Here is a 23,157-nt window from a genome sequence, read left to right on the forward strand (position 1 = left end):
GACGACGATCCCGTCCTTTAACCGTTCGGCCTTGACGAGAGCCGGCCCGTCAGGACAAATCGAACGTCGTCCAGCCCTCCCGGTTCAGCGCGTCGACCGTTGCCCGGAAATACCGTTCCCCCACCTCCGAAGGGTGCCGCCGCCATTTCTCCCGCCATGTGCGCTTGTAGGGAAACGTGAAGCGGGTTTTCGGATCGGTGAAAAACTCGATGTAGGGCGGATCATGATCGATATCCCGCCATGCGACGCAGCGGGTCTCCGACACGCCGCTGTGCATCATCCAATTGCGGCGGCACGTCTCGAAGTCGATCGTACGCTCGCGCCCATCGTCGTCAATATATAGTAAGCCTTCCGGCTCGATGCCTTGTATGCGGTCATGATGGTACTCCAACGCGACAGCCTCCTTCGTTCGCAGGGTCAGTCAAGCAATCCGATCAGCACGGCATCGTGCGCCTGCCGATCGAACTGCATCGTAGGCACAAGGTCGAGCCATTCCATCTTCGGTTCCTTCCCCGTCATCCATTCATCGGGGTTCACGATTGGTTTCCCCATTCTGCGCCACTTCACCGTTTCTCCGCTCCGCTCGATTTCAGCGGCAATAACCGAGCAGCTCAGATCGCAGTCTTCCGGACACATCAGGATCGGGATGATATCCAGCTGTTGGTGCGACAGCAGTTTCCCGCGGACGAATGCCTGCTCGCTCGGCAAGTTCATCCAATCCACGATGACAGGCACCAATCCCTCATAGAAGCCTTCCGGATAGAGGCGGTGCAGCAGAGCATCAAGCGGCTCACCGTCGATAAGAATCGTTTGATGCTGATCACAGTACAAGCTTGCCATCATTCTCGTCTCGATTCGGTTTAGATTCACGCTTGTTCCCCCTTCTGCTCTGTCCACTAACAACAAGCCTTGTTATTCCGGGAAGTCGATGAACTCCGACACCCGGTTCTTTAACAGCTCAACCAGCTCCTCGTCCATGTACCGGTAATCGTCCGGGATATCGAGCATCCGAATCGGCTTCCCGTCCAATTGCGGGCCGAACTTCTCCTTAAGGCGCCGGACGTGCTTCTTCTCCATGACGAAAATCTCGTCCGCCCAGCCGATATGCCCTTCCGTCACCTTAATGCGGGCACCTTCCTCTGTGCCGGCCGACCGGACGTCGTACCCCTCCAGCCCGCGGAACAGATGCTCGGCGGTTAAGCTGCGCCACTTGTTGCGGCTGCAAATAAATAATAATTTCATGATGACAGCCTTCCCTCCGCGAACTGTTGAATCAGGCTTATATATGAAGGGTTATCGTACCGGGGCGGCAGTCCATGCGAAGCCAGCACCCGATCAAGCCTCTCCAGTCCGGCCAGCAGTTCCTCCGCAAACCCGAGCATCTCGCCACGTTCGAACACAAAGGTCAGCCCTTCCGTATCCCAGCGCACTCGACCGTCCTCGTGGCGTACGCTAACCTCGTAGCCCCCGCAGCCGAATATACCGCACGTGCAATTGAACATCGGGAATGTCCCCTCGCGCGTAAGCGATGTAAAGAAAGCTTCCGATTCAAATACATTGTCCCCGTGCAGCCGCACCCCCTCGACATAAACTTCGATGCGCTCCGCGACGGCCGGAACCTTCTCGCGCTTATATTTCGATAGGCTTCGGAACACCTGCTTGACTTCATAGTTCAAATCCAACGCTATTCGATTCATAACAACCCCGCTCATGTCCCACCTGCTCTCTCCACGACCTCACGTAATACCTTATTTTACCGAACAACATGCGTGGTCCACCAGAATTACCTGCCGCTCGTTATCCGTTTCTTGCAACCGGGTAATACTTCCTATACCACCCCGTTCGATACCTAGGAGGGATAACCGATGAGCAAAACCGTATACGGCGTGTACGAAGCGACCGCCGACGTGCTGCAAGCGATTCATGCGCTCCGACGAAAAGGCTACGACAGCTACGAAATCAGCGTCGTCGCGCAGGCCGACGAGCCCTGGGATCTCGCCTCGCTGTACCGGAAAGCCGATATTCAAGCGGTCGAGGACGAGGAGGAGCACGCTTCCTTCCTCGAGAAGGTGAAGCGCTGGTTCACCGGCGAAGACCGCGATCTGTTCCGCGAGCGGCTCGTCGCGCTTGGCGTGGGCGACGGCGATATCGATGATTATTTGCCCGACCTGCATGCGGGCAAGTTCCTCGTGCTCGTCGAGAGCGCCCGCGGTGCGGGGCAGCTGCCGCCCGATTACCCCGAGGCCGTCCATGCGAGCAGACAGGAGGCCGCGGCGGCGGGAGACGACGCGCCTCCGCATCCGTATGTGAACGGCGGACGGCTCGATGCAGCGGCGCTGGCGGCGCTGTCGGAAGGCGCGCTGTACGACGATCGCGTCTCCGCCGCTTCTCATGAAGTTCGCGAAGCAGATACCTCCGTTCACGCGCCGATGAGCAACGATTTGTACACGGCCGACCCGCTCATGGATCCGGCGCCCGCGCATGCGCCAAGCTCCCGTACGGCTTGGACGCCCGCGGAACGGACGGACGGACGCGCTTAACGCGCCTTCGCGGCCGTGGCGGATCCGGTTGGGCGGATCGGATTGCCCGCTCTTTTTGCGCGATGCCGGTTATCGACGGGATCCGTTATACCGCCATCTTGCCGTCTTTTCGCCACGACGGTCATCCTCTTCAGTTTCGCCGCTTTCGTTTATCGTTCATACCCGCCGGGTATATACGGTTTGTATCACGGAGCGATGAACGAAGAGGAGGAATCGACAATGTCAAAAGCGGTATATGGCGTATTCAACTCGTCGTCGGAGGTGCTGGACGCGATCCGGACACTCCAAGCCAGAGGATATACAAGCCAGGACATTACGGTCGTGGCCGACAAGGAAGAATCGTGGGATCTCACCGATCTCTATCGCAAAGCGGACGTGCAAACCTTAGCGGACGAAGACCGGGACAACTCCTTCCTGGATAAAGTGAAACGCTTCTTCACGGGCGAGGATCACGAGGGGCTGCGGGACCGGCTGTACACGCTGGGACTGACGGATCAGGATACCGACACCTACATCGCGGATCTGAAGGATGGCAAATTCCTCATTCTGACGGAAGATGCCAAAGGTTTCCTGGACAACCGCAGCGAGGTCGCGGCGAACATCGGTCTTGCCGAGACGGCCGTCACCGCCGAGGATACAAGCCGTAATACGCTGACGGACGATCTGTTCACGCCGGATCCGGTCCTTACCGACTGGTCGGCGCCGTACCCGGCAGAAGGAAGCACGCTATCGGCCGAGGAGCTGGAGGCGGACCGCGAGCGGACGCTGAAGCTGCGCGAGGAGCGACTGCAGGTCGACAAAGAAGCGGTGCAGGCCGGCGAAGTCGTCGTGCACAAGAACGTCGTCGAAGAGAATCGGACCGTCAACGTGCCGGTCGAGCATGAAGAAGTCTTCGTCGAACGCCGCGCCGTCGCGGACGGCCGCACGGATGCGGCGCCGATCGGCGAGGACGAGACGATCCGCATCCCGGTCACCGAGGAGCGGGTCGAGGTAACCAAGAAACCGGTCGTCACCGAAGAGATCGTCATCGGCAAGCGCACGGTGCAGGAGACGGAGCAGGTGCAGGATACCGTCCGCAAAGAGAAAGTCGATCTTGATCAGAGCGGCAATCCGGTCGTGCGGGAAACCGAGTCGTCATCCAGACGTTAAGCAGGCTGCGAATACAGAGGCGGGCTTATCCCCTAAAGGGGACAAGCCCGTTTTGCATGTTAGCGGATAGGCTGCGGAAGGCTTCGCGATGAACGCGCACCATCCTCTTATGCCTGCTTTTCCGTTCGACGCAGCATCCCTTCCGCCGTAAACCACAGCCCTGCGCTGACCGTCCCGAGCAAGATCGCGGTAATCGCCGCCGATGCGGACAATACGAACATGATGAGAATCTGGTACCGTACCGCCTCGATCGGCTCGGCACCCGCCACGATCATGCCCGTCATCATGCCCGGCAGTTGGACGAGACCGACCGTCTTCATGCCATCGAAGGTCGGGATCATGCTCGAGCGTACCGCCCGCTTAGCCGAATGCCGCAGCGCCTGCCGGGTCGACGCGCCGAGCGAGAGCAGCGCCTCGATCTCGCCCCGGGCCGCCTCCAGTTCCCGCGTCATCGCGCTCAAGAATAGCCCGGCGACGATCATCGAGCTGCCGATAATGATGCCGCTCACCGGGATAATATACTGCGGCGTCGCCTCGATAATCCGAAGCGACAGCAGCAGCCCCATCGTGAGCGCTTCCGTCGCGAGCAGCGTGGCCGCGATGCGCAGCCGGATGCCGGGGATGCGATCCGCCCGCTTGCCCGCGTTGAACGCAGCCACGGTAATCATCCCCGTGATGATGAGCACGATCAGCGCCGGGTTGCGGGTATCGAAGACAAAGTGAAGCACGTAGCCGATGAGAAAAAGCTGCACCGCCGCCCGCACCGTGCCGACGGCGATCTCCTTCTCCAGCCCCAGCTTCCGCTTGATGGACAGCAGCATCGTCAGCAGCACGAAGACGAGCGTCGCCGCCAGCGCCCAGTTGCTCATGTATGCGCGCCTCCTTCCACGCCGGCGCCCATACCCGCCTGCTTCGCTCCTTCTACAGGACCTGGTCCCTCCTCCAACTTCGCCCCGGCGGTCCGCGTCGGGCCAGCTTCCGGCTTCATCTCGGCCACCGCTTCCGAGCGTCCGGCCGTCCGCCCCTCGGCATCCGGCCTGACGAAGCGCCTGCCCTGCTCCGTCGCCGGCTCGCGGAAGAACGCGTCCGCCTCCGCCACCTCGAGCAGCCGCCCTTCCGCCATGAACCAGACGGTGCGGCAATGCTCCGCGGCCTGTACAAGGTCATGCGTGACCCACAAGCAAGCGGCGCCTTCCTGTGCCGACCAATCATCCAGCAGCGCTTCCACGGCATCCTTGCTGCCCGGGTCCAAGGAAGCCGTCACCTCGTCGAGCAGCAGCAGCCGCGGCTTCAGCAGCAGCGCCCGCACAAGCGCGGTCCGCTGCTTCTCGCCGCCCGACAGATCCGCGGCGGCGCGCCGCCACCCGATATCCGCCAGTCCCACCGCCTCCATCAAGCGGCGGGCGAGCGCCTCGTCGAACGGCGTGCCGTGCAGGCTGCTCGCCGCGCGTAAATTATCTTCGACCGATCCCGGCAGCATGACGGGCTGCTGCGCGACATAGCATACCTGACGCCGCCACTCTCTCGGCTCGGCGTATGTGCGTGCCTCCTTCCCGTCCAGCAGCAGCCGGCCGCCATCGGCCGCTTCCAGCAGCGCGAATATGCGGAGCAGCGTGCTCTTCCCCTGCCCAGAGCCGCCTAGCAGCGCAACCCGGTCGCCGGCCGCGATCTCCGCCGTCATCTCCGAGAACAGCGTCCGATCCGGCTCGTCCGGCCTCTGCTTCCTTAATTCTTCCATCGTCAATAGCGCGGTCAATCCCGTCTACCTCCTCTAATGCCCCGCGAACAATTCGCAGTCCGAGGCATTCCTTACCAGTCTTTCTTATTATAACGGAAGATGGTCAAATGATCCCGGCGCTCATTTCCATGCGGATCAGGGCGATGTCCGTCTCGCAAAAAAGAGAGCACCCCGCCGTCACCGAACCGATGACCGCGAAGCGCCCTCTTCATGAAAACCTATGCGATTCCGCCGGAAGCGCCGCTCCCGACTTACTCCGTCGCCAGCTCCACCGCAAGCTGCGACTCCAGGCTGTTTGAATAGCCGCCCAGCGTGAAAATCACGCGCTTGAGCTCGCCGCTGAACCGGAACGGCGACGCGTACGCCTCGCTGACCGGCGTCGGGTCGTTCTCCCCGACGTGGAACTGCTCCTTCGTGAAGCCGAGCGCGCCGGCATGGCCAAGCTTGCCTTCGCCGATGCGCGTCCCGTTCGCGTAGAGCGTCCCGACGCCTTCGTTGTCGCCGGTGCGGGCGAAGCGGAAGGCCAACGTCAATTCCCCGACCGGCAGCTCCGTCTCCGACGTGATCGTATACTGTACGCCCCAGGCGTAGTTGTAATGGAACGTCAGCCGGTTATGCTGCACGAACAGCGCGTACCCGCCGAACCGTCCGCCTTGGGCGACGAGCACGCCTTCGTCTTCGATCGAGGACCGGTGCACGATCGCCCGGATCTCGAACGGCTTGTTGCGGATGTCCGGCTGCTTGGCGAACGGCAGGCCGAACGAGGACGGATAGAATACCCGCTCGGTTACAGCCGGTTGCGGCGCGCCGCCCTTCGCCTTCTCCACGCCGCGCACCTTCGCCACGATCGATCGCCCGTCGAGCGGCAGCACCCCGTAACGGCCAGCCTCCGCCCACCACAGCTTGATCAGCTCCCGCAGCTTCTCCGGATGCGCCTGCGCCAGATCGTTCGACTCGGTGAAGTCTTCGTCGACGTGATACAGCTCCCACACGTCGTCGCTGAACGGCGTGTCCGGCTTATGGGCCGCCACGGCCTTCCAGCCTTTGTGCCAAATGGCACGGTTGCCGACCATCTCGAAGTGCTGCGTCTCCTTGCGCGTCGGCTCCTCGCCGCTCGCCAGCGTGTACGCCAGCGACGTGCCGTGCACCGGCTGCTGCTGCACGCCTTTGTAGACCTCGGGCGCCTGAATGCCCGCCAGCTCCAGCACGGTCGGCACGATGTCGGTCACGTACGAGTACTGCGTGCGTACCGCGCCGCCGTCCTGAATGCCCGCCGGATAATGAATAATGAGCGGATCCTTCACGCCGCCGGCGTGCACGAACGACTTATACCACTTGAGCGGCGTATTGCCAGCCTGCGCCCAGCCGATCGCGTAATGATTGTTCGCCGTGTCCGAGCCGATCTCGTCGATCCGCTGCAGCTTCTCGTCCAGCGTCTCCTTGACGCCGAAGCCCTCCGCCCACGAATGGACCGTACCCTCTTGGCCGCCCATCGCGCACGCGCCGTTGTCCGACAGCAGGACGATCAGCGTGTTGTCCAGCTGGCCGATCTCGCGGAGGAAATCGACGATCCGGCCGATATGGTAATCCGTATGTTCGAGGAAACCGGCGAACGCCTCCTGTTGGCGGGCATACAGCTTCTTCTCCGCTTCGGGGAGCGACGCCCACTCGCGCACGTTCGGGTTGCGCGGCGGCAGCACGGCGTCCTGCGGGATGAGGCCGATCGCCTTCTGACGGGCGAACCACTCCTCGCGCGTCACGTCCCAGCCTTTATCGTATTTGCCTTTGTAACGATCGATATATGCCTTCGGCGCGTGATGCGGCGCATGGGTCGCGCCGTAGGCGACGTAGGCGAAGAACGGCTTCTCCGGCGCGGCGCTTTTCTGATCCCGGATGTATTCGATCGCCTTGTCGGTCAAATCCTCGGTCAGATGGTAGCCCTCGGCGACCGTCTTCGGCTGCGGCACCCGGCGGTTGTCTTCCACGAGGTCTGGATTCCATTGATTCGTCGCGCCCTCCAGGAAGCCGTAATAGCGCTCGAAGCCGCGGCCGAGCGGCCAGTTGTCGAACGGTCCGGCCGCCGAATGCTCGGCCGCCGGGACGAGGTGCCACTTGCCGACCGCGAACGTGTTGTAGCCGTTCTCCGCGAGCATTTCGCTCAGCAGCGCCGTCTCCTTGCTCACCTTGCCGCGCGTGTTCGGGAAGCCGTTGTCGAAGCCGGAGACGAAGGAGACGCCCGTCGCGTGCGGGTTGCGGCCTGTCAAGAGCGCCGCCCGCGTCGGCGAGCAGATCGCCGTCGTGTGGAAATTATTGTACCGCAGGCCGCCCTCGGCCAACGCGTCGATATTCGGCGTCGCGATATCCGAGCCGTAGCAGCCGAGCTGCGAGAATCCGAGGTCGTCCAGCAGGATAACGACGACGTTCGGCGCGCCTTCCGCGGCTTGCGCCGGCTGCGGCCAGCTCGGCACCGAATCTTCCACCGTCTTGCCGATCGTGCCGGCGAACGTTTCTTTGCTCCAACTTGTCATGAATAGGCCTCCCTTAGGAAAATGATTGTGCTGTCGTCTCTCCCTACGCCTTGCGCGTCAGCGAGCCCGTGAACACGATGCCGTAGCGGTAGAGCAGCTTGCGGCCGACGATGCCGAGCAGCCGGTCGGTCGCGAAGCCCATCAGGCCGAGCGCGATGACCCCGACGAAAATCCAGTCCGTCTTGAAATACAGCCGCGCGTTCCAGATGAGGAAGCCGACGCCTTCGTTGGCCGCCATCATCTCCGCGCCGAGAATTGCCATATACGAGGTGCTCATCGCCAGCCGGACGCCGGTGAAGATGTACGGGATCGTCGCCGGCACGATGACGTGGCGCATAATTTGCCACTCCGTCGCGCCCATGCTGCGGGCGGAACGAATTTTGTCCTCCTCGACCGCCAGCACCCCGGTCATCGTGTTGATGATGACGGTGAAGATCGTACCGTACATGACGAGGATGATTTTGGACTGCTCGCCGATACCGAACCAGAGCATGAACAACGTCACGAACGCCAGCGCCGGGATGAAGCGGACGAAATTCAGGATCGGCTCGGTCAGCGCCCGCACGAAGCGGATGCGCCCCATGGCCAGACCGACCGGAATCGCGATCAGGCTGCCGATCAGCCAGCCCGTGAACACGCGGTAGAAGCTGTAGAGAATGTAGGTGAACAGCGAGCCGTCCTTCGACAGCTCGATCGCGCCTTGCAGGGTCAGATAGGGACCGGGCAGGAAGTCCGGCTCCGACGCCCAGGCGGCCAGCTGCCAGACGATCAAGGCGGCCGCCCACGGCAGCACGCCGTATTGCAAAATTCGTTTGCCTCTGCTCATCTCGCAGGTCATCTCCTTATTCGTCGAAGTGGGCTTCGATCGTGCCGAGCAAGCCGAGCACGTTCGGGTCGGACAGATCCCGCGGATACGCGAGGGGAATGTCGTATAAGTCCGTAATGCGCGAGGACGGCCCGATCGACATAATGCCGATCCGCTGGCCAAGCAGGATCGCCTCTTGAATATCGTGCGTGACGAAAATGACCGTCTTCTTCGTCTCCCGCCAAATGCGGATAAGCTCCTTCTGCATCGTCCGCCGCGTCATCGCGTCGAGCGCGCCGAACGGTTCATCCATGAGCAGAATCGCCGGGTCGTTCGCCAGCACCCGCGCCAGCTGCACCCGCTGCTTCATGCCGCCGGAGAGCTCCTTCGGGAACTTGTTCTCGTGGCCGGCCAGGCCGACGAGCGCGATGTAGCGGTCGGAGATGGCGCGCCGCTCGGCTTTGGGCACCTTCTTCATCCGGAGGCCGAACTCGACGTTCTCCCGCACGGTCAGCCACGGGAACAGCGACGCGTCCGCCTGCTGGAACACCATCGCCCGCTCCCGGCCGGGCCGCTCGATCTCTTGCTCGCCGAGCGCGATCCGCCCTTCGGTCTTGCCGATGAAGCCGGCGATCATGTTCAGCAGCGTCGATTTGCCGCAGCCGCTCGGGCCGAGCAGGATGAAGAACTCGCCGCCTTTGATCGTCAGGTTGACGTCCTTGATAATGTAGTGCGGCTCGCGGCTGGCGGCTCCCGCGCCGGCGCCGAACGATTTGCGCAAATTCTCGATCCGGATCGCGTGGGCGCCGGCTGGTTGGGTGGTCATAGTGGGCCTCCTTGGGCTATCAGCTATCGGAATGAAAAGCGGATCCTTCCAAAATGATGCTTCGCATGAGAGCTGATCTTCCGATCGCTGTTGTTCACGGATAACTTGGATGGAATTGTAGTAGGTAGTTATCCGTGAACAAAGGCGAACACTGACGTTTCTCCAGATTCATCTCTCTTGCTCCGCCTTTTGTCGGATCAAAATGTTCAAGTCCTATAGCCCGTTTTTTTATTTATAAGTAACAAGCTCCGGGAACGCCTGCTTCAACGGCTCGAGCGCCAGCTTCTCTTTCAGGTCGTAATCGACCTTCAGGATGCCTTTGTCCTGAATGAACTGCTTCATCTCGATCAGGTGGTCGAAATCCTCCTGCGAGAAGCCGACCGTGTAGGTCAGCTGCTCGAGGTCCTTCAGCACGCCTTCCTTCGGCAGCTTCACTTCGTCGAACGCCAGCTGGGCGGTCTCTTCTTTATGGTCCTTGATGTAGGCGATGGCATCGTTCACCGCCCGCAGGATGTTCGCGACCGCCTCCGGATGCTCCTCGACGAATTTGGTTTGGACCACGAAGTAGGACGAGATGCTCGCGTTCGCGTCGGACAGGTCGCCGATTTTGTGCGCGCCCTCGAGGCCGAGGAACTTGTCGATGAAGATGCTCGCCGCGATGACCGCGTCGATCTGCCCCTTCTGCATGCCGACGAGCCCTTCGTCCGGCGTGCTGTACGGCACGTATTTCACCTTGCTCTCGTCGATGCCGGCGGCCTCGAGATATTTGGACCAAATGTACTCGTACACCGTGCCCTTCGCGACGCCAAGGCGCTTGCCCTCCAGATCCTTCGCGCTCTGGATGTCGTCGCCCTTGGCGATGACGATCGACGAGGCGGCGGATTGTTCCGTCTCGCGGCTGAGCGTGCTGACGATCTTGAAATCGCCCTTGGACAGCGAATTCAGCAACGCGTAGTCCGCCGCAGAGCCGGTATCGGCGCGCTCGACGAGCATCGCGTTGATCGTGTCGATGCCGTAGGCGAAGTTGGATACCTCCGCGTCGATGCCGTATTTCTCGAAATATCCTTGCGCCTGCGCCGTGCGGAACTGCAGCGAGCCCGTCGCGACCGTGTCCAGCGCGAGGCGCACCTTGACCGGTTCGCCCGATGCTCCCGCATTGGCGCTCGCCGGCTCGCTGCCCGCGTTCCCGCCCGTATTGCCGCAGCCCGCGACCAGCCCTGTCGCCAGCGCCAGCAGCAGCACCCCCGCCGCGCGGAATCCGAATCGTTTGCGTTTGTTGTTCGCTTCTCTCATTTTCTCATGTCCCCTGTCAATGAATTTAAGTCGCGGTCCGCTTGCCTATCTAGCAGCTCGGTCAGCCCATGCAAGCTGTCGAAGAACGGCCGCATATTGTCCACGATTCGCCGGGAGTAAGCCAGCAGGTCGCGCAGCTCCGCTTCCTCGAAGCCGTCGAACAAGCTGAAGCGGTCATGGGCCTCCTGCTCATGCAGCCACTTCATGAACGCCCGCCCCTTCTCCGTGATGTGCAGCAGCACCGTGCGGCGGTCGTCCTCGGGCCGCGTCCGGTAAATGTAGCCGCCCTGCACGAGGCGATTGCACAGCTGCGTCGTCGCCCCGGACGAGAAATCCGTCTCCGCGGCCAGTTCCCCGGCCTTCTGCGGACCGTCCCGCAGGAGTTTCCCCAGCACGACGATCATCGGCAAGGAAACCTCGCCATGGATCAGCACTTTGTCCCGCTCGGCCACGAACTTGCGAATCATTTTGCGAAAGGCGTCATCCAGCTCGTGCAGCAGCATGTCTCGTTCCGTCATCGTTCCTCCCCCGGCTTAGACAAAACAAAAAAGCTCCCGACCGCACCGAAGCGGCGTCCGCGGCCCTCGCATGGTAGATGCGTCGGGGCGGAGCTCTTCGATTCGTCAGAAGCCATTGGTTATCCAGTAGGCCTATTCTCTTTTTGGAAAGATATTTTGTATGAAGATAAATTATCACAATAATTCCAACCTGTAAAGTAGGTATTTAAAAATAGATCTCATCGGTCACATACGGCTGCAGTCCAAAGAAAAAAAGACGAATACCAATAGAGAAGGTTTGACGCGAGAAAGAGATTCACAGAGTACGTGGCGATGACAATCAGAAGCAAACAAACGAAGGAACGTTTGTTCATGATTTGAGGCGCAAACGGGGTTAAATCAGGCGCTAAGTTCGATAAGTGAATCTAATGCAGCGTCAAATCCGCAAGCGTTGGAGACGGCCCGGCAGACCCCAACTTCTTCTGCTTCCTAGGGGGCATTGGCATCGCCCCGCATTTAAGAACGGGTCGTACTGGCCGCGTTCTGTTGTTTTGCCGTTTCCGCGCGAGTCAGGGTCCCGAAGTAGATCACGCAGAACGCTCGAGTCATCAGGAAGGTGAGGAAAATCGTAGCCCACGACCAAAACCAGTTCCAACGAATATACCGAATCAGATCGGTATATTGTTCGATAAGCACCTCGACCACCGTAAGTACCGTAGTGAATAATACATAATAACCAAATTGAATCCAGCGCCCCCGATGGGACGGATAAAACACGTTAAACACCGCGCATGTCATCGGATAGGCCATATATTCGTAGGTGAAGCTCGTCCGGCTAACGTCGGCAAGCTCCCTTACGGGATAGGCGAGAAGTTGGAGTTCGACCACGGCATGACCGAAAATACACGTCATATACTGTTTGAACAGAAAAGCGACCATCGCCAATCGACGTTTCTGCCGCGGGATGACGAGAATCAGCAATAATGAAATGATCCACGCAGAAACGATAATGCCGTATTGCAGCAGCAAACTCATCCCTCGCTCGCTTCCTTCCTGAAAACTGTGCGGTCTCTAAAGAACCGGCTCACTAGAACGTGGACGGATAGGAATATGATCGATAACACGATCGCCATCAGACTCCAGTGAAAATGAACGTAATCCACCAATTCGGTTTTTGCGGCTAGCATCCCGTCGATTAAGGTGAGCAGTGAAATCCAGACAGCAAAGTAAAAACACGTTGTCCATTTATTCGCACGAGGTCTATAGATGTAATACAGACCGCTCGCCACAGGCGTCCACACCACTTTGGACGTGATATTCAAATCCGAAGCTTTGGGAAATTCACGTAACGGGTAGACCACCAAATCAAATTGAACGAGTACCACTTCTACTCCCCATCCAACAGCCTGACACACAAGAAAGCACAACACAAATTTATGCGCTTTTGCTCTTGGAACAAGAAAATAGATGGTGGTTATACACACAAACCAGACTAGCAGCAATAAATTTCGTTCCATGTCCATGGCCATAGCTTGTACAAGGAAGGAGGCTCCTATGTAGGTGTACTTCTTATTATTCATACGTCTCGCGGGCGGTGCACTTAGGCGAAAACACAACACCGTTTACTCGTTGTCGTTATAGACACCACATGCAGTCATATAAATAAGTGACAGCAGTTCGAACCTGTTGAGGAGGATTTTATATAAATGATGTTACCCAGCGAAACGTATTTTGGTAAGTTTGAGGCGGTTTTTCTATTTTATGGGGCCATGCCTACAGGCGTAGCCGTTTCCGAAACCGGGCGCATCTTCATTTGCTTTCCGAAATGGGGAGACGACGTTAAATTCACGGTGGCTGAAATCGTTCACGATACATTACAGCCTTATCCAAGTATGGAATCCAATGTGGTAAACCCATCGAATATCGCAACGTCCTTCATTAGTGTCCAAAGTATCGTTGCTGATGGAAAGGGTACGCTTTGGGTATTGGATACGGGGGCTCCTAATTTCTCCGAACCCATCAAAGGGGGGGCGAAGTTAGTCGCTGTAGATTTAAAATCAAATACCATAAGAAGGGTATATACATTCACGGATGATGTTGTCCTGCCGACCACTTATCTGAATGATGTCCGATTTGATTTTCGTGTTGGTAAAGCAGGTTATGCTTATATAACGGATTCGTCTTCACGAGGACCTGGAGCCATTATTGTCGTTGATTTAGAAACGGGCTATGCCTGGAGAAGGTTAAACGGAGCCCATTCAACTTCGCCCGACCCCTATTTCTTACCGAAAGTTGAAGGTAAAATCCTGATGAATCGAAACAAAGACGGATCTACTTCACCCTTTAGATTGGCATCCGATGGTATAGCGATTTCCCCGGACGGCAAGACGTTGTATTTTTGTCCGCTCTCCAGCCGCCAACTATACTCGATTTCAACGGAAGCCCTAAGAGACCGAACGATACCGGATATGAATTTACAAGATCACGTGAAGTATTGGGGAGAAAAAGGCGCATCAGATGGAATGATCACCGATGCAAAAGGAACCGTTTACGCCGGAGACTATGAAAATAATAGTATTCGAAAGATATTGCCGAATGGAATCATGGAAACCGTCGCGCATGATCCGAGACTCTTATGGCCGGATACTTTTTCTATTGGTCCAGATCAATACTTATATTTCATCGTGAACCAATTACATCGGCAGGCAAGATTCCATTATGGTAACGACCTGCGGGTGAAGCCTTATAGTTTACTCCGTATGAAAATAAACGAACCGCCTGCTCCTACCTTTTAATAACTATTTAATGACCAGCTTCTGTGAGTCGCTGCCGAACGCACGATTCGATTAAACGATCGGAGAACTATAGCTTAACCAGAACCAGAACAGGGAGCAGGCCGCCACGGCGATGCTCCCTGTTCCATTGAAGTAACGGGCCGATCAGCTTCATTATAAGTATTCTTTACGCCCCAAAATCTGGAGTTTAATGGTAAAATAAGGCTATTATCTATCGCTGGGTTGAAGGTGTGTGTGGATTTACATTGCGGAGCATTCTCTACCGGCGTAAACCCCGACGGACCAAACGATATTCACCGTCTATGGCGACGGATTTGGGGGGAATGGTTTCCGACCTGCGATTATGATTTCGCGGGCGGTCCTGAATTTGAAATGGCCTATGATCGAGGCGGCGGCATGTACGAGATGGAAGTTTGGGTTCCTGTCGTGAAAAAATCGGAGTCCCGGGCGTAGTGCCCTTCATTTCCTTGATGTTGGGAGCGGTTTGTTATGACAATCGTGCACAGAGCGGAAAATGCCATCATCGCGCGGCATGCGCTTGCACAATATGATCTCGACGTGGTATCCGCAGCTCCAATAGCGCAAAGCGGTGCCGCGGTTTTCAAAATCGAAGATGCGCAAGGGAACCTATACAGCCTGCGTCTTCATGAATCTAGCAGCAGCACGCTCGAGAAGATGTGGACGAGCCCAGATATGCTGAATTCCGAATTGGTCTGGCTGGATGCGCTTAATCGCGATACTAGCCTCATCCTCCCCGAGCCGAAGCGTAATCGGGAGGGAGCGTATGTTACGCAGGTGGACCATCGGTATTGTACGCTGCTCAGCTGGGTGGATGGCGAGCAGAAGCCCTATTTTACGAATCAGCACGAATTGAAATCCGCCGCTGAAATGACGGCGGCTTTGCACCGGCAGGCCAGCAACTGGCAGCCCCCTTCTTCGTTCGCCCGCCCTACGATTAATCGTGCACGCATCCAGTCGGCACTCGACTTGCTCAAGGAGCAGAGCAGGGAGGGATTCCTAGACGCATCGCATGTCCAAATCCTTGAAACAGCTGGTGAAAGAGCCATGTCCCTGCTCGACGCCCTCCCGAAAGATAGGATGACCTGGGGCATGTTGCACGGCGATCTCGTTCCGCCCAATATCGTGTTCATAGACGGGGCTGCCCATCCGATCGACTTCGGCGCGTGCGGATTCGGTTTCTACCTCACGGACTTGGCCATCAGCTTCTTCTACATTCACCCTCACGGCCGACAACGGTATATCGATTGGTATGGAGAGCGCTTCCCGCTGCCGAATGATTATGAAGCTCGACTGGAAGGCTTATTCATTGCCTTGCGACTGATCGTGATGAGGAACGCGATCGCTCTGCCTGGGGCGAACGAATGGCTGCCGAACGATGTGCGGAAGTCTGCTTCTCGGGAGTTTGGCCGGTATGCGAACGGAGAGACGTTTTTGTTTACAGGGGCACCGTTCTGGGAGTGAAATCCCAAGCGGCACAATCTAGCATGCGAAAAGGCCGCCAAATCGGCGGCCTTCCCTGCTCCCATTCCTATACGCCCGCAACAATCAGCGCCTTCGCCCTACGCGAGCCGCTTCACGAGCACGACCCGCTCGCCGCCGCGACCGTCGTAATCGACGGCGACGGGCAGCCCGTCCCGCTCCTCCGCTTGGGGCTCCATCCGGAACCCAAGCTTGGCGTGAAAAGCGAGCGAATTCGCCTTATGCGGCGCCGTGACGCAGCGAACCACGCTTCTTCCTCTGGCCGTGACCCGCTCGAAGAATGCCTCGTACAACGCGCGGCCGACGCCGCCTCCCCGATGCTCCGGGCTGACCATGACGATCCGGATATACGCGGAATCCGGTTCCGTCTGTGAGCAGAAGCCCATCACGAATCCCGCCAACTCTCCTCCGATCTCCGCCGCCAGGCACGTATCGCGAAAATGATGAACGTACCACTTACTGAACATATCGCTGTCGTAGCTGCCGCCCCACCAGCGGGCGGCCCTCTCGCGAATGACGCCGATCTCTTCCGGCTCGATCGTTCTTATCCGCATCGTACTTCCTCCAAATCGTTCCTTCATGCAACAGCGCGCTCGCCCGGGTCAACGCGTCCCATCCGGCTTCACCGCGATCAGTAGGAAACGGTGCTCCATCGTCGCGATCCCCCCGCAGTGCCCCGCTTCCTCATGCAGCCGCCGCAGGGCGTCGAAGCAGCGATCCACCGAGAAGCCGGGGAATTCCCACGCGATGACGCGCGCGAAATAGACGAGCGCCCCGACGTCGAGGAACGTCAGTACAGGGAAGCATTCCTCCGCTTGTTCGACCGCGAAGCCTGCCGATCCCAGCGATTGCGCCGCCGATGCCATGTCGAAGCACGGGGCGGTCAAGCCGACGTCCGCGCCGAGCAGCGTCTGCGCCAACTCGCGGTTATTCCGCCCGCCGACCTGCTGCGTGATGAATCGCCCGCCCGGCTTCAGCACCCGGAACACCTCCTCGGGCGAGAACGACTCGTGCCGGTTAATGACCAGATCAAACATGCCCGCTTCGAAGGGCAGCTTGTCGTCCTCGAACACCTGTCTCACTTCGATGCCATAAGCGGGCAGCGTCCGCCTGCACAGCTCCACGTTCGGCGGATACGCTTCCGTCGCATAGGTGCGCCCGGCCGGCGGATGCAGAGAACGGAGAAACTCCCCGCCTCCGGTGCCCATGTCGAGCAGCGTCGTCTTCTCACTAAAGCTCGCCTCCACGAGAGCGCGATAATCCCACGGAAGCGGCTGCTCCTTCACGCGATGCTGGATATAACCAAAGTCCCATCCTTGAAAGCCGGCTTTCTCCTCGGCTTCCCAATAGGCTTTCAACTGCCCTTCCTTCATTCCAATCCCTCCACATATGGTTCGGTGGCCGGGAGCTGGCGCAGTCGACTGATAACACATTCCTTTCAAGCCCGGCCGCATCTGTTATCAGCTTCGTTCTCGCTGCGCCGGGCCGTTACCGAGTTTCCTCACCGCTTTCAAGTGCGCTCGCCTCTCCTTCTAGGACGGCCGCTCGTCCTCGTCGTCCAGCCCTTCTTCCTCATTCTCTTCATCCGGCAGCTCGGGCTCCGCATGCGGAAGCCAACGCTTGTCGGTCAGCCCCTCGTCATCGAGGGTCAATGCTGTCAGGTTAAGGAAAAAACGTCCACTGAAACCACTTGTGGCCGATAGTTGATAGGCTTATGTCTTAGGACGGACTTCTACACCCAATGAAGCTTTGTCCGCTAGGACAAAAGCGTGCCAATCTCTAACCGCCCCGCCAACCGCGACCCAACTCGCCAGCACGAAAAGGGAGTCCAGAGAGCGAAGCCCTTTGGTTCCCCTCAGCGGAGGGGGAAGGGGGAGGGAGGGCTTGCGTTTGAACGTCCGATACGCGAGGTATAGGAAACAGCCGGCGAAAAAGAACGCGCTTACGAAGCCGACCAGCCTGATAAACACCTCGTCGCTTGCGATCATGAAACCTCCCGTCACCACGAAGAAAGCGGCGGCCAGCGTGAGTCCTCCTGTCTTGGCTCTCGCCGGATACAGCGCGACGGACCGCCCGTCGTCCGCTCGATGCGTCATGGCTCAACCTCCCCGCATGCGAATGACTTACGTTCGAAACCGTGATCATATCGAAATCCACGGGATAAAAATTCCTGCTTTGATCACCCTGTTAAAGTAGGACTTTTGGTGTATAATGAATTGCTGTATATTTCGATCTTGAGGCTGATGCGCATGCAACCCTTCAACAAACGGGCTTTCTTCCGAGTCGATCTCAAAATTCCGCTGTCGGCGCTGCTCAAAATTATATCCGTCAGCGGGACGAAGACGGATACCAAACACTCCCGAATCGCCATTAAAGATATCAGCGCCGGCGGGATTCGAATGCACTCCAAGCTCGACTTGCCCATTCACGTCAATCTGGTGCTCGAATTTACGTTCCAGCTGTTCAACGAACCGGTCAAAGTCATCGGGGCCATTACGCGCAAGACGAAGCTGGACGATGCGCTTTTCGAGTACGGCATCCAGTTCTATCTGGACGTCAACAAGGAACGGCAGCTGATGGCTTACCTCAACATGCTGTCCACCCGGCTTCGCGCGCAGAACGTGCTCGGCAGCTGCAGCTTTTGCTCGGATGACGATTTGGACGAGTTTTATAACGAAGACATGAAGAACAAGCTTATCTACGGACCGGTACCGGAGGTCTGATAAGGTTGTTCTCTTTTTTTGCAGTTGATTGAACTCGCTTTAACAAATGCACGTCTTCTTCTTGCGTCCGCTCTTCCCCATCGCTTCGACCTTATCAATGTACGCATAAGCCAAGGGAACTTTGCACGCCGTATCCCCCATGTTGACCGAGACCGCCCCGATCGCTTCGGCCACGCGCCTGGCTTCCGCCTGCAGCGGCAGGACGTATACGCCCACGGCGATAACGAACCCGTTCATCACGTACCGGACATAGTTGCGCTCGCCATGAACGGTCGCCTCGATCCGCGCCAGCAGTCGGCCGATCTCCTCCAGATTCAGCTCCTCGTCGGGCTTCAGCGACAACCAGTTGGCATAGGTGCTCCAGCCGCAGACGGCGATCAGCTCCTCCGGGTCTTCGATCCATTCGATCGCCAGCTCATGTCCGTGCGGACTCTCGGCGGCCAGCCATGCGACGGTATACTCCGCGAGCATGTGCCAATACGCCTTTCGCACCCACTTCCGGAGCGTCTCCTTGTCGAGCTCTCGCGGATTGACCGTCAGCCCCGCCAAATACATCGCGTCGCTGTTGCCCGATTCGTACAGCGCGCGCGCCAGCGGCTGATCCTTCTTCACCGTCTTCACCAGCTTCTTCATGTCCCCGATCCGAACGCCGAAGAACGGCTCCTTCGCCCCATGGCGGAGAAAGGTGCGTTTCGTCTGCTCCGTGCCCATCGCTTCTAACTGTGCCATGACTTCTTCGTAGGTCATCGTTGATCCCCTTCGGCTTTTTCTCGCATTATACCATAATCAGGGAAATGAAGGCGGACATGCCCGGAAGTTGGGCAAGCCGCGTCGATTCGGTATAATGGCATCTAGACAATTCGCGATTATAGCGGAACAAAGGAGATGAATCCGGGTGGCGAACCGAATTTGGAATGCGGGCATTCTGCTGCTGTTTCTGCTGCTGGCCGCGCTGCTGCTGCAGTTCATTCGCGCCTCCTCCGCCATCGGCGACTTGTTCCCGAGCGGCGGCGCGAGCGGGACGACAGCGGTTCGCAAGCAAATTGCCCTGATCGCCCAAGAGCGGGACAACCCGTTCTGGCGTTCGATCGAGGAAGGCGCCCGGGAGGCTGCCGAGACAGCCGGCGCTGCTCTCGTCTATATGGGGCCGGCGCGCATCGACCCTTCCGAGCAAATCCGGCTGCTGAAGAAAGCGATCGCCTCTAAGTACGACGCGATCGTGCTGCAAGGACTCGGCGGCCAGGCGGATTACCGCCAACTTATCGACGAAGCCGCTGCGCAAGATATCCCCGTGCTCGTGCTGGATACGGACGAGCCGGGAAGCAAGCGCCTCGCTTACGTCGGCACGGATAATCAGGCGGCCGGCGTACTGATGGGCGAGCTCATCGCGCAGCGGACCGGCGGCCAAGGGCGAATCGGCGTGCTAATCGGCAGCGAGAAGGCGGCGAACCAGCAGCTGCGCCTCTCGGGCTTGCGCAAGGCGATCGGCGGCTATCCCGGCCTGTCCGTGCAAGCGGTACGCGCGACCGCCATCTCCCGGCTTCAAGCCCAGCGGGAAGCGGAGCGTATGCTGGCGGCCGGAGAGAAGCTCGACGTGCTCGTCGGCTTCAGCGCGCTGGACGGCGAAGGCATGATAGCGGCCGCGCAGCGTCTGGGACGAACGGATGCGCTGCTGCTCGCCTTCGACGACCTGGCGGCGACGCGGGCGGGCATCGCGGACGGACGGATCGCGGCTTCCGTCGTGCAGCTGCCACGGGAAATGGGCGCGCAGGCGATCGAGCTGCTGCGGCGGCATTGGGCCGGGGAAGACATCGGCGGCGAGCATTTTACGAAGGTGTTCATGCTCGATTCGCTGAACGTCGACAGCTTGCCGGAGGCACGGTAAGCCTATGAGCATCCGGAAGAAACTGCTGCTCTTTATCCCGCTGCTCGTGCTGCTCGCCAACACCGTCGCCTTCCTGCTGTTCGAGAGCGCCCACGTCGTGCAGGACAGCTACCGGATCCTGCTGGACCGGGTGCTCGGCATCCGGCGCTGCGCCGAAGCCGCCGAGGCGCAGCTAACCGCGATGTACCGGTATCTCGCCGATCCGGCCCCCGCCGCGCGGGATGCGCTGCGCCAAGCGGAAGCCGCCGCTTCGCGCGCGGCGGACGGACTTGCGGCCTCGGCCTCCGAACCGTTCGGCAATGAAGCGGCGTTCATCGCTTACGGGCGCTTGCTCGCCACGCTGACCGAGCAAACCTCGGCCGCGCTGACGGACGAGGCGGCCGGCGGCGCGATCAGCTTGAGCCGCTACGAGGCGGCCGAAGAGACGGCCGGCTTCATTCGCGAAGCCGGCGCGGAGCTCGTCGATCTGGAGCTGGCCGCTTACGAACCGCTCTATACGGAAGCCCAGCGCCAGAGCGCACGGATGAACCGGCTCGGCCAGACCGTATTCGCCGTTCATGCGCTGCTCGGCATCACGCTCGCGCTCTGGATTTCCCGCAGCATCTCGCGGCCGGTCGACCGGCTCGTCGACTGGGCCGGACGCATCACGGCGCGCGGCGCGGCGGATGCTCCGCCGCCGCCCGCCGACGCGCGCGACGAGATGGGCAAGCTCACGGACGCGTTCGGCCGGATGCTCGGCGCGCTCGAGCGCTCGTCCCGCATCGAGAAGGAAGCGGCCGAGAAGGACCGGCTCGTGAAGGAGCTCGAGCTGGCCGCGCTGCAAAGCCAGATCAATCCCCATTTCCTGTTCAACACGCTCAACGTCCTGTCCAAGCTGGCGCTCATGGAAGGCGCGGACCGGACGAGCGATCTGATCGTCTCGATGTCCAGCATGCTCCGCTACAACCTGCGCAGCCTTGAGCAGCCCGTGCGCATCCGCGACGAGCTGGCGCACGTGCGCGAATATATCGTCATCCAACAAGCCCGCTTCCGCGACCGCGTGCGGTTCGAGGTGAAGGCGGACGAGGCGGCGCTCGACCTGGCCATTCCCGCGCTGACGCTGCAGCCGCTGCTGGAGAACGCGTTCATGCATGGCATCGACGGAATGGAACGCGGAGCGGCGATCGCTCTGCATATCCGCGCGGCGGACGATGGCGGCGCGCGGATAACCGTCTCGGACAACGGGCGCGGCATGGCGCCGGAGGTGCGGGAGACGCTGCTGCAAGCGGTCGGCGGTGAGCGCGGCGGCGAAGATCATGAGCGCTCGGTTGACGAGGCGTTATCCGGCAGCGGCGGAATTGGGCTGGTCGACGGGACCCGCTCCGCAGTGGGCACTACCGCCTCTACCGGTCTCGGGACGCGCAACGTGTTCCGGCGGCTGCGGCTCTTCTACGGGGAAGCGGGACTCGTCGAGATCGACAGCGAGCCAACTCATGGCACGAAAATTACGCTGCGCATACCCGCGCGCGGGAAGGAGTAACCGATGTACCGTTTATTAATCGCCGACGACGAGGCGCTCGAGCGCGAAGGATTGGAGCTGATCATCGGCCGGATGCTGCCGGATACGATCGAGATCATCCACGCGGAGAACGGCCGGGCGGCCATCGAGCTGGCCGAGGAGCGGCGCCCGCATATCGTCTTCATGGACGTCAATATGCCCGGGATCGACGGCCTCGCCGCGCTGCGCGACATCCGCGCGCGGCTCCCGGAGGCGAAGCTCGTGCTCGTCACCGCCTACGACTATTTCGCCTACGCGAAAGAAGCGCTCACCTTGGGCGTCAAAGAATACATCGTCAAGCCCGCCGGGCGGGAGCAGATCGTCGCCCTGCTGCGGCAGCTGCTCGCGGAGCTCGAGCAGGACCGTCTGCGGCGCGCCGGCGAGCTGCGCCTGCGCCAGCAGGTGGCCGAGCTGCTGCCGCTGGCCGAGAACGAGCTCGCCCTTATGCTCATGGTCGACCACGTGCATGGCATCGGGGCGGCACGGTTGGCGGAATGGATCGACTTCCCGCTGGACGCCAGCCGCGCGTTCGTCGTCGCCCTGCCGGAGGGAAGCGATTCGTTCGTCACCCGCAAGCTGTACGATACGATCCGCGGCTTCGCCAAGAGCGGCGGCCAGCCGTGCCTCGTCAGCTCCGCGATCGACCGTCATATGGCCATCTTCTTGCGGGAGCAAGCGGGCCCCGCCTCTAGCGGGTACGCGGCGGCCAAGCGCTTCGCCGAGCAGATCGCCGAGCTGGCGCGGCGCCAGACCGGCAGCCCGGTCACCGTCGGCATCGGCTCCCGGCAAGCGGGCGAGAGCGGGCTGCGCCAGTCGTATTTCGAAGCCGTCTTCGCCTCGACCTGCTGTGCGGACGATCCGGGCATCTGCCTCTTCGACGAGCTCCGCGAAGGCAAAGCCGAGCTTCAGATGGGCGATTTCACGGGCTTCGTCGGCTCAGGCGAGACTGGCGGCGCCTACGTCCTGAACGCGCTGCAGCATATCCGCGAGGAGCGCGAGCATCAGACGCTTACCGTGCTCGACAAAGCCAAGCGGTATATCGGGGAGCATTTTACCGAGGAGCTGTCGCTTGAGGAAGTCGCCGATTACGTGCACCTGAATCCCCACTACTTCAGCAAAGTGTTCAAGCAGGGCGTCGGCGAGACGTTCATCGATTACGTGACCGGCCTGCGCATCGAGCGCGCGAAGGCGCTCATCGCGGATGAACGCCTCAGCTTGAAGGAAGTCTGCTTCGAGGCCGGCTACCGCGACCCGAACTACTTCAGCCGCGTGTTCAAGAAGGTAACCGGCGTGACGCCGACGGAGTACCGGAGCGGGCTTCGCGACGTTACCGAAGAATAG

The 23,157-nt window shown here is 59.7% G+C and carries 26 protein-coding genes; 9 read left to right on the forward strand and 17 right to left on the reverse strand.

Going from position 1 to position 23,157, the window contains the following annotated elements; translation table 11 throughout:
* Nucleotides 1–49: 49 nt before the first annotated feature.
* The 4 genes from ACFSKT_RS15015 to ACFSKT_RS15030 are packed head-to-tail and all read right to left on the reverse strand — an operon-like array spanning nucleotide 50 to nucleotide 1,697.
* Nucleotides 50–391 (reverse strand): hypothetical protein, encoded by a 342-nt coding sequence (locus ACFSKT_RS15015; protein ID WP_377721791.1) that lies wholly within the window; start codon nucleotides 389–391, stop codon nucleotides 50–52.
* Between the two features lie 26 nt (nucleotides 392–417).
* A complete protein-coding gene (locus ACFSKT_RS15020; RefSeq protein WP_377721792.1) occupies nucleotides 418–870 on the reverse strand; it encodes a hypothetical protein in 453 nt (150 codons plus the stop codon).
* Nucleotides 871–912: 42 nt separating this feature from the next.
* Nucleotides 913–1,242, reverse strand: a complete 330-nt coding sequence (locus ACFSKT_RS15025; protein WP_377721793.1) for a low molecular weight protein tyrosine phosphatase family protein — start codon at nucleotides 1,240–1,242, stop codon at nucleotides 913–915.
* Nucleotides 1,239–1,697: a hypothetical protein gene (locus tag ACFSKT_RS15030; protein WP_377721794.1), complete on the reverse strand. Its 459-nt coding sequence runs from the start codon at nucleotides 1,695–1,697 to the stop codon at nucleotides 1,239–1,241. Before ACFSKT_RS15030 ends, ACFSKT_RS15025 begins: the two co-directional genes overlap by 4 nt.
* Nucleotides 1,698–1,865: 168 nt before the next feature.
* On the opposite strand from ACFSKT_RS15030, the gene ACFSKT_RS15035 reads away from it, so the two are divergent.
* Nucleotides 1,866–2,540: a general stress protein gene (locus ACFSKT_RS15035; RefSeq protein WP_377721795.1), complete on the forward strand. Its 675-nt coding sequence runs from the start codon at nucleotides 1,866–1,868 to the stop codon at nucleotides 2,538–2,540.
* Nucleotides 2,541–2,759: 219 nt separating this feature from the next.
* Complete coding sequence (locus ACFSKT_RS15040) at nucleotides 2,760–3,689, forward strand: YsnF/AvaK domain-containing protein (RefSeq protein WP_377721796.1); 930 nt, start codon at nucleotides 2,760–2,762, stop codon at nucleotides 3,687–3,689.
* 107 nt (nucleotides 3,690–3,796) lie between these two features.
* On the opposite strand, the gene ACFSKT_RS15045 is transcribed toward ACFSKT_RS15040, so the two are convergent.
* The 9 genes from ACFSKT_RS15045 to ACFSKT_RS15085 form a co-directional block, all read right to left on the reverse strand.
* Nucleotides 3,797–4,558, reverse strand: coding sequence for an ABC transporter permease (locus tag ACFSKT_RS15045; RefSeq protein ID WP_377721797.1), 762 nt, complete (start codon nucleotides 4,556–4,558; stop codon nucleotides 3,797–3,799).
* A complete protein-coding gene (locus ACFSKT_RS15050; RefSeq protein WP_377721798.1) occupies nucleotides 4,555–5,445 on the reverse strand; it encodes an ABC transporter ATP-binding protein in 891 nt (296 codons plus the stop codon). Before ACFSKT_RS15050 ends, ACFSKT_RS15045 begins: the two co-directional genes overlap by 4 nt.
* Nucleotides 5,446–5,678: 233 nt before the next feature.
* Nucleotides 5,679–7,955, reverse strand: a complete 2,277-nt coding sequence (locus ACFSKT_RS15055; protein ID WP_377721799.1) for an arylsulfatase — start codon at nucleotides 7,953–7,955, stop codon at nucleotides 5,679–5,681.
* Nucleotides 7,956–7,998: 43 nt separating this feature from the next.
* Nucleotides 7,999–8,781, reverse strand: coding sequence for an ABC transporter permease (locus ACFSKT_RS15060; RefSeq protein ID WP_377721800.1), 783 nt, complete (start codon nucleotides 8,779–8,781; stop codon nucleotides 7,999–8,001).
* A 16-nt stretch (nucleotides 8,782–8,797) separates the two neighbouring features.
* Nucleotides 8,798–9,586: an ABC transporter ATP-binding protein gene (locus tag ACFSKT_RS15065; RefSeq protein WP_377721801.1), complete on the reverse strand. Its 789-nt coding sequence runs from the start codon at nucleotides 9,584–9,586 to the stop codon at nucleotides 8,798–8,800.
* A gap of 228 nt (nucleotides 9,587–9,814) precedes the next feature.
* Entirely contained in the window at nucleotides 9,815–10,879 is a 1,065-nt protein-coding gene (locus ACFSKT_RS15070; protein WP_377721802.1) for an ABC transporter substrate-binding protein, read from the reverse strand.
* On the reverse strand, nucleotides 10,876–11,397 hold the full coding sequence (locus tag ACFSKT_RS15075) for a MarR family winged helix-turn-helix transcriptional regulator (protein ID WP_377721803.1): 522 nt from the start codon (nucleotides 11,395–11,397) through the stop codon (nucleotides 10,876–10,878). Before ACFSKT_RS15075 ends, ACFSKT_RS15070 begins: the two co-directional genes overlap by 4 nt.
* A gap of 495 nt (nucleotides 11,398–11,892) precedes the next feature.
* On the reverse strand, nucleotides 11,893–12,411 hold the full coding sequence (locus ACFSKT_RS15080) for a CBO0543 family protein (protein ID WP_377721804.1): 519 nt from the start codon (nucleotides 12,409–12,411) through the stop codon (nucleotides 11,893–11,895).
* Nucleotides 12,408–12,956: a CBO0543 family protein gene (locus ACFSKT_RS15085; protein WP_377721805.1), complete on the reverse strand. Its 549-nt coding sequence runs from the start codon at nucleotides 12,954–12,956 to the stop codon at nucleotides 12,408–12,410. The genes ACFSKT_RS15080 and ACFSKT_RS15085 overlap by 4 nt, the downstream gene beginning before the upstream one ends.
* Before the next feature lie 129 nt (nucleotides 12,957–13,085).
* On the opposite strand from ACFSKT_RS15085, the gene ACFSKT_RS15090 reads away from it, so the two are divergent.
* From ACFSKT_RS15090 to ACFSKT_RS15100, 3 genes are all read left to right on the forward strand, one after another.
* On the forward strand, nucleotides 13,086–14,171 hold the full coding sequence (locus tag ACFSKT_RS15090; protein ID WP_377721990.1) for an L-dopachrome tautomerase-related protein: 1,086 nt from the start codon (nucleotides 13,086–13,088) through the stop codon (nucleotides 14,169–14,171).
* A 180-nt stretch (nucleotides 14,172–14,351) separates the two neighbouring features.
* Nucleotides 14,352–14,624, forward strand: a complete 273-nt coding sequence (locus tag ACFSKT_RS15095) for a GyrI-like domain-containing protein (RefSeq protein WP_465263323.1) — start codon at nucleotides 14,352–14,354, stop codon at nucleotides 14,622–14,624.
* Nucleotides 14,625–14,660: 36 nt separating this feature from the next.
* Nucleotides 14,661–15,653: a phosphotransferase enzyme family protein gene (locus ACFSKT_RS15100; protein WP_377721806.1), complete on the forward strand. Its 993-nt coding sequence runs from the start codon at nucleotides 14,661–14,663 to the stop codon at nucleotides 15,651–15,653.
* A gap of 98 nt (nucleotides 15,654–15,751) precedes the next feature.
* Here the strand turns inward: ACFSKT_RS15100 and ACFSKT_RS15105 are convergent, their stop codons facing one another.
* The 3 genes from ACFSKT_RS15105 to ACFSKT_RS15115 form a co-directional block, all read right to left on the reverse strand.
* Entirely contained in the window at nucleotides 15,752–16,225 is a 474-nt protein-coding gene (locus ACFSKT_RS15105) for a GNAT family N-acetyltransferase (RefSeq protein WP_377721807.1), read from the reverse strand.
* Between the two features lie 48 nt (nucleotides 16,226–16,273).
* Entirely contained in the window at nucleotides 16,274–17,044 is a 771-nt protein-coding gene (locus tag ACFSKT_RS15110; protein ID WP_377721808.1) for a class I SAM-dependent methyltransferase, read from the reverse strand.
* Nucleotides 17,045–17,383: 339 nt separating this feature from the next.
* Nucleotides 17,384–17,767 (reverse strand): hypothetical protein, encoded by a 384-nt coding sequence (locus tag ACFSKT_RS15115; protein WP_377721809.1) that lies wholly within the window; start codon nucleotides 17,765–17,767, stop codon nucleotides 17,384–17,386.
* A gap of 153 nt (nucleotides 17,768–17,920) precedes the next feature.
* On the opposite strand from ACFSKT_RS15115, the gene ACFSKT_RS15120 reads away from it, so the two are divergent.
* Nucleotides 17,921–18,394 (forward strand): PilZ domain-containing protein, encoded by a 474-nt coding sequence (locus ACFSKT_RS15120; RefSeq protein ID WP_377721810.1) that lies wholly within the window; start codon nucleotides 17,921–17,923, stop codon nucleotides 18,392–18,394.
* Between the two features lie 39 nt (nucleotides 18,395–18,433).
* Here ACFSKT_RS15120 and ACFSKT_RS15125 read toward each other — a convergent pair whose 3' ends face one another.
* Nucleotides 18,434–19,141, reverse strand: coding sequence for a DNA alkylation repair protein (locus ACFSKT_RS15125; protein ID WP_377721811.1), 708 nt, complete (start codon nucleotides 19,139–19,141; stop codon nucleotides 18,434–18,436).
* Nucleotides 19,142–19,289: 148 nt separating this feature from the next.
* On the opposite strand from ACFSKT_RS15125, the gene ACFSKT_RS15130 reads away from it, so the two are divergent.
* The 3 genes from ACFSKT_RS15130 to ACFSKT_RS15140 are packed head-to-tail and all read left to right on the forward strand — an operon-like array spanning nucleotide 19,290 to nucleotide 23,157.
* A complete protein-coding gene (locus tag ACFSKT_RS15130; RefSeq protein WP_377721812.1) occupies nucleotides 19,290–20,279 on the forward strand; it encodes a substrate-binding domain-containing protein in 990 nt (329 codons plus the stop codon).
* A 4-nt stretch (nucleotides 20,280–20,283) separates the two neighbouring features.
* Nucleotides 20,284–21,798 (forward strand): sensor histidine kinase, encoded by a 1,515-nt coding sequence (locus ACFSKT_RS15135; RefSeq protein ID WP_377721813.1) that lies wholly within the window; start codon nucleotides 20,284–20,286, stop codon nucleotides 21,796–21,798.
* A 3-nt stretch (nucleotides 21,799–21,801) separates the two neighbouring features.
* The gene (locus tag ACFSKT_RS15140) at nucleotides 21,802–23,157 is read left to right on the forward strand and encodes an AraC family transcriptional regulator (protein WP_377721814.1); all 1,356 of its coding nucleotides are present in this window, start codon (nucleotides 21,802–21,804) and stop codon (nucleotides 23,155–23,157) included.

The sequence above is a fragment of the Paenibacillus xanthanilyticus genome (genome assembly GCF_042682185.1).
In the GTDB taxonomy this organism is placed as follows: Bacteria; Bacillota; Bacilli; order Paenibacillales; family Paenibacillaceae; genus Paenibacillus_Z; species Paenibacillus_Z xanthanilyticus.